Raw genomic sequence first — 11,041 nt, 5'->3', positions numbered from 1 at the left:
GAGAGGGCGAGAGGGCGAGAGGGCGAGAGGGCGAGAGGGTGAGAATAAAAAAGTTTTTCTTCGGGGTTGGTGTAATTTATGTGCTGTGTTATAGTTGACTGTAACAACGCTCTGTCATTTTATGAAGCGTTTTTATGGTGTTTTGGGTATATTTTATTGATATTGCTTGGCTTTTTGGGATTATGGAATGGATATTTTATTTAAAAAATTAAATGCAGATATTACCCCTGAGGTGTTGGCGCAAATTGAGGCGTCGACTTTGCTATTAGAAAGTGCAGGGACAAATGAGCAAAAGGGGCGCTATTCTATTGTGGCTTTTGCGCCATATGGGCAGGTGGTTTTAGAGGATGAGGCGTTGCAAATCATCACGCCTGAGGGGGTGCAGAGGGTTGAGCAGTCGCCATTTGCTACATTAGATGAATGGATTAATGCCTTTAAGGTAGATTTCTTGCCTGAGGCGTTGGCGCATTTGCCATTTGTTTCTGGATTGATTGGGTTTTGTAGTTTTGATTTGATTCGCCATACTGTTGAGTTGTTAGCAGAGATTGAGGTGGAGGGGAAATATCCTGATGCGGTGTTTAGTATGGTGGAGTCGGTGTTTTTGTTTGACCATTACAAGGAAGAGTTGTTTTTAATTGCAAGTAATTTGTTTTCTGGTCGCACACAGGAGGCATTGGCGCAACAATTAGAGCAAATGCAGGCGCAGTTGCGGTCTTTAAAATTGTTTCAACCGCCTTTGCCAGCGCCTGAGCGTGGCGAGGTGGAATGTAATCTTTCTGAGCAGGCGTTTATAGAGGAAGTGCGCTATTTTCAATCGTTGATTGCAAAAGGGGATATGTTTCAGGTGGTGCCGTCGAGGATTTATTCTTATGCGCACCATTTTCCTGTGGCGCAGGCTGGGGTGTTGAAACGGCAGTTATATCAAAATCTCAAGCGGCAAAATCCTAGTCCTTATTTATATTATTTAGAGAGTGAATTTGGCACGATTATTGGCTCATCACCTGAGAGTTTTATTAAGAAAATAGGGCGCACGATTACGACTAATCCTATTGCAGGGACGATTGCGCGCGGGCATACAGAGGCAGAAGATGCGCGCAATGCGGAGAAATTGTTGGGCGATGAGAAGGAGTTAGCAGAGCATCGCATGTTGGTAGATTTAGGGCGCAATGATATTAATCGTGTGGCGAAGGCTGGGAGTGTGGTGGTGAGTCGCTTGATGCAGATTGAGCGTTTTGAGCATGTGATGCATATTGTGTCGGTGGTGGAGGGGGAACTTGAGGCGTCTATTTCACCTTTGCAGTTGATTGTATCAATGTTGCCAGCAGGGACGGTTTCGGGTGCGCCGAAGATTCGCGCGATGCAACGCATTTATCAGACGCGCCAGCAAAAACGAGGCATTTACGCAGGTGGGGTGGGCTATATTAATTGCAATCATGATTTGGACTTTGCGCTGACGATTCGCACAATGGTCGTTGATGAGCAACGGGTGAGTGTGGAGGCGGGTTGTGGGGTGGTGTATGACTCGCAAGCTGAAAAGGAGTTGCAAGAAACAAAGATTAAGGCGCGCAGTTTGTTGGAGGTTTCACCATGATTTTAGTGATTGATAATTTTGATTCTTTTACCTATAACTTAGTGAATTTGCTGAAATTATATACTGATGTTCAGGTGATTACGCCAGATAAATTCACCCCTGATTATCAAGCAGATGGGGTGTTGATTTCCCCAGGGCCAGGGCATCCGCTGGATGATGATTCTTTGATGAATATTATTGAGCATTTTCAAGATAAGCCGATTTTGGGGGTGTGTTTGGGGGCGCAGGCGTTGACGTGTTATTACGGTGGACGGGTGGTTGTCGGCGAGAAGGTCAAACACGGGAAATTGGATTGGTTGACGGTTAAAAAGCCAAATCGTTTGTATCCTTTTGCAGAGCAAGGGTTTGATATTATGCGCTATCATTCGTTGGTCAGTGAGCGTTCGTCGTTTCCATCTTGTTTGCGCATTACAGGGACAACGGCGGACGCGATTCAGTCGTTTGAACATAAGAGGCGCGCGCATTTTGGTATTCAGTATCATCCTGAATCGTTTGCCTGTGCAGCAGGTGAGGCGATTATTCGTGAATTTGTGGCGATTGTGGCGCAGGAAAAAGAGGCGGTGGTATGAATATTTTAAAAAAATTAATGCAGTTTCAAGAACTTAATGAGAATGAGGCGCAAGAGTTTGCGCGGTTGTTGTTTTCTGATGAGCTGGCGGCGGCGGATAAAACGGCGCTGTTGGTGGCGATGAAGATGAAACAGGAGAGCGCTAAGGAGTTAACGGCGATTACGCATTATTTAATCAACAGTAATTATCCTGTACAACCCCGCTTGGCTGGGAGTATGTGCGTATGTGGGACGGGGGGCGATGGGGTTGGGAGTTTTAATATTTCTACGACGGTATCGTTTATTGTTGCAAGCGCTGGGGTGAAGGTGTTAAAGCATGGCAATAAGGGGATTACGTCTAAAAGTGGGGGGGTGGATTTATTAGATGCGCTAGGGATTGCTATTACACCAATTGAGGCGGTGGCACGTCGAATGGAGGTGGTGAATTTGGCTTTTTTAAGCGCGATGAATACTTATCCGATGATGCGAGTGTTACAGCCGATTCGTCAATTAATTCCCCTGCCAACGTTGTTTAATTTAATGGGGCCTATGATTCATCCTTATGCGTTGGATTATCAGATGATGGGGGTGTTTGATGCTTCAAAGGTGGCGTTGGTGGCGCAGACGTTATTTAATTTGGGGCGCAAGCGTGCGTTGGTTATCCATGGGGCTGGGGGGATGGATGAGGCGAGTTTGGCAGGAGAGAATTTGATTTATGAAATCAATGCGCAAGATGGGGTGCGCCATTATTCGCTTGAGGCAAAAGACTATGGACTGAAATCTGCTGATAATGCAGCGCTTAAGGGGGGCACGAGTGCGGAGAATAAAGAGATTACTTTGGCTATTTTAGGGTGCGAGGATAAGAGTGCGCGGCGTGATGTGGTATTGCTTAATGCTGGACTGGCGCTTTATATTGCTGAGAAAGCGCCTACGGTGGCGGAGGGGATTGCGTTGGCGTTGTCGATTATAGAAAGGGGTGAGGCGCTTGAATTATTGCGCTTTTTGCAAGAATAAGGCTGGTTTTGTGTGGGTGGATTAAAACGCGCGGTGATGATGTGCGATGTCATGTTGATTTTTTGAAAAGGGAGAAGGGTGTGTCGATTCTTGCAGAGATTGTGGCGTATAAGCGGACGTTGTTAGAAAGCGGTTATTACACGGAAAAATTAGCGACGCTACAGGCGGTGGATGTTGCGCATAAACCTCGTTTGGCGCGTGTGTTGGCGCAGAGGCAGAAGTTGGCGGTGATTGCGGAGTTGAAGGCGAAGAGTCCGACGGTAAGCGATATTCCTAAGCGCGATATGTTGACACAGTTGCAGGCGTATGAGCGCTATGGGGCGGTGTGTGTGTCGATTTTAACCGATGAGCGTTATTTTGCAGGTAGTTTTGAGCGGTTAAATACTTTGAGCGCAAAGACGGCTTTGCCTGTGTTATGTAAGGATTTTATTGTAGATAAACAGCAAATTGATGTGGCGAAGCAGGCGGGTGCGTCGCTGGTGTTATTAATTGTCAATTGTTTGTCTGATGCAAAATTAAGGGTTTTGTATGATTATGCGTATGCGCTTGGGTTGGAGGTGTTGGTGGAGGTGCATGATGCGGCGGAGCTTGAGCGGGCGCATGCTTTAAATGCGCAAATTATTGGGATTAATAACCGTGATTTGACGCGCTTTGTAACCGATGTAGAGACGACTAATCGATTAATGCAACAACATGAGGCGGGGCGGTTTTATATTTCTGAAAGCGGGATTCATGCAGTGGCTGATGTGGCGCGTATTGTCGATTCTGGTATTGATGGTTTGTTAGTGGGTGAGGCGTTGATGAAGGCGCAGGATTTATCAAGCTTTTTGCCGAGTTTGTGTTTGGATAAGGGCGCACGATGAGTTATGTAAAATGCTGTGGGTTTCAGCGCGTAGAGGATGTGGCGGTGGCGGTGTGCTATGGGGCAGATGCGGTTGGTTTTGTGCATTATGAAAAAAGTAGGCGTTTTGTTGATGTGGAGGCGATAGCGCGCCTGTGTGCGACTGTGCCTGAGGGGGTGGCAAAGGTGGCTGTGGTGGTCAATCCTACTTTGTCAGTGGTGGAGGATTTGCTGGGCGCTGGTGTGAGTGGGGTGCAGTTACATGGTGAGGAATCGCCTGAATTAGTAAGAGAGATTCGCGCATGTTTTCCATCGCTGGGACTAAGTAAGGCGCTGGCGGCAAAGGCGGATATGTTATCGCAGGTGGCGCGCTTTGAGCGCTATGTGGATTATTTTTTAATCGATACGCCAACGCCTGATTATGGGGGCAGTGGACGGTCGTTTGATTGGCGCTGTTTGCAGGATTTGGCGGGGGCGTCGGTGCGTTATTTGATTGCTGGGGGGTTGGACGTCGCTAAAATTGCGTTTTTGCAAACTCAAGCGCTTGGGCAGTGGGGCTATGATGTGTCCAGTGCTTTAGAAAGGGATGGGGTAAAAGATAAGATGAAAATTAAAGCGCTGTTGGAGTCGGTGCGTTCTATGGAGGTTTAAAAGATGACAAAGAAAATTCAAACTCAAGCGGATGAATTAGGTTTTTTTGGCGTTTATGGGGGGCAGTATGTGCCTGAAACGTTGATGCCTGCTGTGCAGGAGTTAGCGCAAACTTATCAGCAACTCAAACAAGATGAATCCTTTCAGCAGGCGTTAAATGAGTTGTTAACCGATTATGTGGGGCGGGCAACGCCTTTGACTTTTGCTAAGCGTTGGACTGAGGCGCTTGGTGGTGCCAAAATCTATCTTAAACGTGAGGATTTAAACCATACGGGGGCGCATAAAATTAATAATGCTATTGGGCAGGCGTTGATTGCTAAACATATGGGTAAACGCAAGTTGGTGGCAGAAACAGGTGCGGGTCAGCATGGTGTGGCGAGTGCGACAATTGCTGCGCTATTGGATATGGAATTGGTGGTTTTTATGGGGCAGGAAGATATTGAGCGTCAAGCGCCAAATGTTTTTCGCATGGAGCTTTTGGGGGCCAAAGTTATCCCTGTTACAAGTGGGCAGGGGACGCTATCGGATGCGGTGAATAAGGCGTTGCAATATTGGGTGTCCAATGTGGAGGATACGCATTATTTACTTGGTTCGGCTTTAGGGCCTCATCCGTTTCCAACAATTGTGCGCGATTTGCAAAGTGTGATTGGAAAAGAAATTCGACAGCAAATTATGCAAAAGGAGGGGCGTTTGCCTGATGCGGTGGTGGCGTGTATTGGCGGTGGGTCAAATGCAATTGGGACGTTCTATCCGTTTATCGAGGATGAGGCGGTGCGTTTGTATGGTGTGGAGGCAGCAGGTAAAGGCGCTCAAACGAATGAGCATGCGCTTGCTATTCAAAAGGGTAAGGCTGGAGTATTGCATGGGGCGCGGATGTATTTAATCCAAGATGATAATGGGCAGATTGCTGGAGCGCATTCTATTTCTGCTGGGTTGGATTATCCAGGGGTTGGGCCAGAACATAGTTATTATCACGATATCGGACGGGTAGAGTATGTGCATGCTAGCGATGAGCAGGCGATGCAGGCGTTGATTGGTTTTTCGCGCTTAGAGGGGATTATCCCTGCGCTTGAAAGTGCGCATGCCTTGAGTTATGTAGAGCGCTTGGCGCCAACACTATCGCCTGAGCAGTTGATTGTGGTAACCATTTCTGGGCGTGGTGATAAGGATATGGAAACAGTGCGACGTTATATGCAAGAAAATAATCAGGGTGAGCAATGAAAAAATTATTAATTCCTTATGTGATGGGCAATGCAAAACTTTTGCAAAATTTGCATGTGTTAGAGAAGGCAGGAGCGGATTTTATTGAGATTGGTTTGCCATTTTCAGACCCTGTGGCAGATGGTGAGACGATTTTGCAGGCAGGACAGGCGGCAATTAAAGAAGGCATGACAACAAAAAAAATATTTGAATTATTAACCGCGCATCAGGGGGAGTTTAAAACGCCCTATTTATTGATGACGTATTATCAATTAATTGAGGCGTATGGTGTCGCGGAATTTGTGCAAGCAGCGGAGCGGGCGAATGTTTATGGTTTGATTATTCCTGATTTGCCTTTTGAGTTAGGAGAGCGCTTTAAGGCTCAATATTTAAAAGGCAGCCGGTTAAAGTTGATTTCTCTTATAGCGATGACAACAAGCCAACAACGTATGCAAACCATTGCGAAAAAAGCGGAAGGCTTTATTTATACGGTTACGATGAATGCCATTACAGGGGATAATCTGGGTGGATTTCATCAGACGTTAGCGGAAAAAGTCGCTAGGATTAAAGCGCATGCCAGCGTGCCTGTGGTGTGTGGTTTTGGGATTCGCAGTGTGGAAGATGTGCGCAATATTGCAACTTTTAGTGATGGCGTGGTGATTGGTAGTGAGTTGGTTAAGCGCTTTGCTAACGATTCAGCGCAGGCGGTTAATGAGTATTTGCAAGAGGTGCGCGCGCAATTAGATGCGCTATAGAAAATAGATAACGGCAAAGAGATGCAGATGCTTTGCCGTTGTTTGTAAAGTAATCAATTGGTTGTCTTTCCAAAAATCTAGCCCTTTTAAGATGTTTGCGCAAATTCTAGGCTAGGGTTTTAAGAGTCAAATTAGGCTTTTTTGCTTGATTGGCAACTTCTTGCATGAGCTTGGCAATCTCTTCCTCACTGCCTAAAAAGCGTCGGCTAATGGGGCGGAGGTTGTCATCAAGTTCATAAACAATAGGAACGCCTGTAGGGATATTAAATTCTAAAATCTCCTCATCGCTCATATCGTCTAAGTATTTCACTAAAGCGCGTAGGCTGTTGCCGTGTGCAACGATTAAAGGCGTTTTACCGCTACGAAGCGCTGGCACGATACGGTCTTGCCAAAAGGGTAGCACGCGCTTAATGGTCATTTTAAGGCTTTCACCACGCGGTAGGGCTTGGCTGTCCATGCTGGCATAGCGTGGTTCGTTTTGCGGTAAGCGTGAGTCGTTGTCTTCTAAAAAGGGAGGCGGAACGTCAAAACTGCGTCGCCAGATTTTTACTTGCTCTTCGCCATGTTTTTCTGCTGTTTCAGCTTTATTCAGCCTTGTAGTGCGCCATAGTGGCGTTCGTTTAAGCGGAAACTGCGTTCAACAGGTAAATACATTAAGTCCATTTCATCTAGTGCAATCCACATGGTACGGATAGCGCGAGTAAGCACAGAAGTAAACACGGTATCGATGCCTAGGTTGGCTTCTTTGAGTTGTTGTCCAGCGCGTTTGGCTTCTTTTCGCCCTTCGTCTGTTAAATCAACATCATGCCAGCCTGTAAAGCGATTTTCTAAATTCCATTCGCTTTGCCCGTGGCGTAATAAAACTAAGGTATGGCTCATAGTCGCTCCTTGTAGGGTTGAAAAAGGGCTATGATAACAGAGATTGGCTTTGAGATTATCAAGGTGATGGTGTGATTGTGATAAAATGCGCGCTTTTGTTTGGCTTGCCTGTCAGGCTTTTTTTTTACTCTAAAAATAGAATTATCATCATGAATACATTGTCTGAAGCGACTGCGCCTGCAGTTGGGTTTATTAGTTTGGGTTGTCCGAAAGCGCTGGTAGATTCTGAGCGCATTTTGACGCAATTGTCTATTGATGGCTATCGCATTGTAAATACTTATGAAGATGCCAATGTGGTTATTGTCAATACTTGCGGGTTTATTGATGAGGCGGTGGCAGAATCGCTCAATGCAATTGGTGAGGCGCTTGAATCCAATGGGCGGGTGATTGTAACGGGATGTTTGGGCGTTAAACCTGAGATGATTTACCAATTGCATCCAGAAGTATTGGCGATTACTGGCCCGCAGGCCTATGAGTCGGTGATGGAAGCGGTGCATGAGGCGGTGCCTAAACCTGAAAAAATCCCTATGTGGATTTGGTGCCTGATAGTGGATTGCGCTTAACGCCTCGCCATTACGCCTATTTGAAAATCTCAGAAGGATGCGACCATAAATGCAGTTTTTGCATTATTCCAAGCATGCGTGGGCGTTTGAATAGTCGTTTGGCAGGGGATGTGATGCGCGAGGCGGAGGCGTTGGTGCGCTCAGGAGTGAAAGAGTTGCTGGTGGTTTCGCAAGATACGTCTGCTTATGGCGCGGATAAAAAACATAAATTAGATTTTTGGGGCGGTAAACCAGTGAAAACGCGCTTATTAGAATTATGCGAGAATTTAAGTTCGCTTGGAGCGTGGGTGCGCCTGCATTATGTCTATCCTTATCCTAATGTGGATGATTTGATTCCCTTAATGGCAGAAGGAAAAATTTTGCCGTATTTGGATATTCCGCTACAACATGCCAATCCACGTATTTTGAAGGCGATGCGTCGCCCTGGAAATATCGAAAGAACATTAGAGCGTATCCAAAAATGGCGCGATATTTGCCCTGATATTGCTATTCGTAGTACGTTTATTGTCGGCTTTCCAGGTGAAACAGAGCAGGAATTTGAAGAATTATTAGAATTTATTGAAGAGGCGCAGATTAATCGTGCGGGTTGTTTTGCTTATTCACCTGTTGAGGGCGCTAGTGCTAATGCATTGCCAAATGCCGTAGATGAGGCGGTTAAACAAGAGCGGGTTGCGCGTTTTATGGCAAAACAGGATGAGGTGAGCGCGCGTTTATTGCAGGCAAAAATTGGTCAGGTGTTGCCAGTGTTAATTGATGAGGTAGATAGTGAAAATCATAGCGCTATTGCCCGTACCCCCTATGACGCGCCAGAAATTGATGGTGTGGTGCATATTAGCCAGATTGATGGGGTGGAGAGAGGGCAAATCGTGCATGTGGAAATTGAAGATGCAGATGTGCATGATTTATATGCTCAGGTTTATTAAAAAATTTTTACGGATGAAAAATAACATCGAGGCGCATAGATTACTACTATACTGCGCGCCGCATTTTATAGAAAACACAGATAAGATGCGGTAATAATTTAAATTTAAAAGGACTATAAATGAAAAAAGTATTATTTGGTGCATTAGTAGCAGCATTATCACTATCATCACAGGCAAGTGATTTTCCTAAAGCATGTAAAGAACTTATTAAATTAACTTATGAAGCGGCTGAAGTTAATCCTGAAATGAAAGCAAGTTTAGAGATGACAGAAGAAGAAATGATTGAACACTCTCTTGAGGAATGGGAAAAAATGAGCGCGGAAGATCAGGCAGAAGCTAAAAAAGGTTGTGCTGCTGTAGTTGAGCAGATGAAAGTAGTTATTGAAGCAATGAAAGCACAAGCTAAATCTTAAATTTTCACTTTTCAGCTAAAAACCAGTGCTAAGCGCTGGTTTTTTTATGGGTTCAAGTTTTGCTTTAGAATTATCTCTATTTAGGATTGATTTGCTGTGGCGTGTAATTTGAGCTTATTACTAAAAGAAGGGCTATGTATGAAGAAAATAATGATGGTTTTGGCGTGTGGGTTGTTACTTACTGGTTGTGGAGATAATACCCAAAGGATTTGGTTGATTTGACTTATGAAGCGGCAAAAGATATCCCGCAGTTAAAAGAACAGACGAAAGAGAGTAAGGCGCAAACGATTAAACAACTATCCGCAGATTGGGATTTATTGGATGAGCATGGGCGCAAGGTGGGTGGCGCGCAATGTGAGGCAAGCATTAAGATGTTGGAAGTCGCTGTAGGAATATCTAAGAAATAAATTAGTACTGCAGAAAGTAAAAAGCCAGTGTTAAACGCTGGTTTTTTTATATGTATTTTTGATGTAAAGGCAGTATTTTTAGCAAAAGATGAAAAAAACGCAGTCCAAAGACTGCGTTTTTTAAGTTAGATTGATTGAACTTTAGTCAAATCAATCCTTTTAGTCGCGAATGCGAGCAACCGCTGAATGCGCGCCAGCAAGGGTTGCAAGGAACGTTAAGATGGTGCTAATTAACCAGCTTAAGGCGGTCCAACGTGTAGCACTGCGTATAGCTTTTTCAGTTTTAACCAATGCTTTTTTAGCTTCAACAACCATTTTTTGTGCTTGTTGTTCTACTTCTTTCGCTTGGTTTACGATGTATTGCTGAACATCGATGGCTTGAGCGCGAGTAAGTCCTTCGCGTTGTAGGCGAGTGATAAGCTCGTCATCGGTTAATTTTTCTTTCGCTGCTTCAAAATGCGCTTTTAGGAAATCATCAATGTTACTTAATCTAACATTTTGAATGTTTCTTTGTACGCTTCTTTGGCTTTGCTTAATAGTTTGTGCAACTACATTGCCAATAGCTTTGATTTGCTCTTCACTAAGCTCTGTGGTGTTGTTAGAAAGGACTTCTGCAATTTCATCTTCACTGATATTGCCTAAATGCTCTTCTAGGCTTGGCAGTTGGTCAAAGTTAAAATCAGCGTTTGCGCCTGCAACAGCTGCAGTTTGTGCAGTTGTGCCAATTGCGCTACCAACAGCGCTTCCTACTGTGCCAACTGCGCTTGCTGTTGCACCGATAATAGAGCTAATACCGCTAGCTGCAAAGAAAGTGGTAAATAACACTAATAAAGCAGCGGTTACACCGCCAGTTAAAGTGGCATGTGTTTTAGTGACCGCTTGATAGACGACATTGCCCGTAGTGGTAGCAGGAGCTTGTGCGTTTACAGCAACGTTACCTGCTACAAATGCACCCACTAAAGCTGATAGGGCAAACCAAAATAAGCCCATAAAACCAGTTAATGAGAAAGACAGTCCAAATAAGAAGGTGATAAATGCACCAATTGCAAGGACAATCATTGAGGCGACAGCGCCGACAACAACCCCTGCAATCACAGCGCCCCAGCTAAATTGACGCGATGCGCGCGCGGAAATGATGTTTTTCATTCAGTTACTCCTGTAGTTTAAAAAAAGGAAATGCTACCCAGACCCGAGATTGTTTTATTTTTACTTTCAAAGTAAAAACAAAACGGTTGGATATTATATAGTGATTTATTG

General features: G+C 44.9%; 10 protein-coding genes and 2 pseudogenes. 10 read left to right on the top strand and 2 right to left on the bottom strand.

What is annotated here, in order from left to right; all coding sequences use genetic code 11:
• Positions 1–187 precede the first annotated feature (187 nt).
• The 7 genes from A5N84_RS07230 to trpA all read left to right on the top strand — a co-directional run bounded on the left by A5N84_RS07230 (position 188) and on the right by trpA (position 6,599).
• The gene (locus A5N84_RS07230) at positions 188–1,591 is read left to right on the top strand and encodes an anthranilate synthase component I (protein ID WP_072281832.1); all 1,404 of its coding nucleotides are present in this window, start codon (positions 188–190) and stop codon (positions 1,589–1,591) included.
• Positions 1,588–2,160, top strand: coding sequence for an anthranilate synthase component II (locus A5N84_RS07225; RefSeq protein WP_072281831.1), 573 nt, complete (start codon positions 1,588–1,590; stop codon positions 2,158–2,160). The genes A5N84_RS07230 and A5N84_RS07225 overlap by 4 nt, the downstream gene beginning before the upstream one ends.
• Positions 2,157–3,152, top strand: coding sequence for an anthranilate phosphoribosyltransferase (gene trpD, locus A5N84_RS07220; protein WP_072281830.1), 996 nt, complete (start codon positions 2,157–2,159; stop codon positions 3,150–3,152). Before A5N84_RS07225 ends, trpD begins: the two co-directional genes overlap by 4 nt.
• Positions 3,153–3,232: 80 nt before the next feature.
• Positions 3,233–4,015, top strand: coding sequence for an indole-3-glycerol phosphate synthase TrpC (gene trpC / locus A5N84_RS07215; protein ID WP_072281839.1), 783 nt, complete (start codon positions 3,233–3,235; stop codon positions 4,013–4,015).
• Complete coding sequence (trpF, locus tag A5N84_RS07210) at positions 4,012–4,644, top strand: phosphoribosylanthranilate isomerase (RefSeq protein ID WP_072281829.1); 633 nt, start codon at positions 4,012–4,014, stop codon at positions 4,642–4,644. Before trpC ends, trpF begins: the two co-directional genes overlap by 4 nt.
• 3 nt (positions 4,645–4,647) lie before the next feature.
• Positions 4,648–5,865 (top strand): tryptophan synthase subunit beta, encoded by a 1,218-nt coding sequence (trpB, locus tag A5N84_RS07205; RefSeq protein ID WP_072281828.1) that lies wholly within the window; start codon positions 4,648–4,650, stop codon positions 5,863–5,865.
• Positions 5,862–6,599 (top strand): tryptophan synthase subunit alpha, encoded by a 738-nt coding sequence (gene trpA, locus A5N84_RS07200; protein ID WP_072281827.1) that lies wholly within the window; start codon positions 5,862–5,864, stop codon positions 6,597–6,599. The genes trpB and trpA overlap by 4 nt, the downstream gene beginning before the upstream one ends.
• A gap of 106 nt (positions 6,600–6,705) precedes the next feature.
• Here trpA and gpmA read toward each other — a convergent pair.
• Positions 6,706–7,478 (bottom strand): annotated as a pseudogene (gene gpmA / locus A5N84_RS07195) (2,3-diphosphoglycerate-dependent phosphoglycerate mutase).
• Between the two features lie 149 nt (positions 7,479–7,627).
• Here gpmA and rimO point away from each other — a divergent pair.
• From rimO to A5N84_RS07180, 3 genes and pseudogenes are all read left to right on the top strand, one after another.
• Positions 7,628–8,964, top strand: a pseudogene (gene rimO, locus A5N84_RS07190) (30S ribosomal protein S12 methylthiotransferase RimO).
• Between the two features lie 119 nt (positions 8,965–9,083).
• Positions 9,084–9,377 (top strand): hypothetical protein, encoded by a 294-nt coding sequence (locus tag A5N84_RS07185; protein ID WP_072281826.1) that lies wholly within the window; start codon positions 9,084–9,086, stop codon positions 9,375–9,377.
• Between the two features lie 218 nt (positions 9,378–9,595).
• Positions 9,596–9,784, top strand: coding sequence for a hypothetical protein (locus tag A5N84_RS07180; RefSeq protein ID WP_143324873.1), 189 nt, complete (start codon positions 9,596–9,598; stop codon positions 9,782–9,784).
• A 159-nt stretch (positions 9,785–9,943) separates the two neighbouring features.
• Here the strand turns inward: A5N84_RS07180 and A5N84_RS07175 are convergent, their stop codons facing one another.
• On the bottom strand, positions 9,944–10,930 hold the full coding sequence (locus tag A5N84_RS07175; RefSeq protein ID WP_072281824.1) for a hypothetical protein: 987 nt from the start codon (positions 10,928–10,930) through the stop codon (positions 9,944–9,946).
• Between the last annotated feature and the right edge of the window lie 111 nt (positions 10,931–11,041).

The sequence above is a fragment of the Rappaport israeli genome (assembly GCF_001888055.1).
Lineage (GTDB): Bacteria > Pseudomonadota > Gammaproteobacteria > Cardiobacteriales > Cardiobacteriaceae > Rappaport > Rappaport israeli.
The sequence above is the reverse complement of the archived record's forward strand: the minus strand, read 5'-3'. Positions and strand labels throughout refer to the sequence as shown.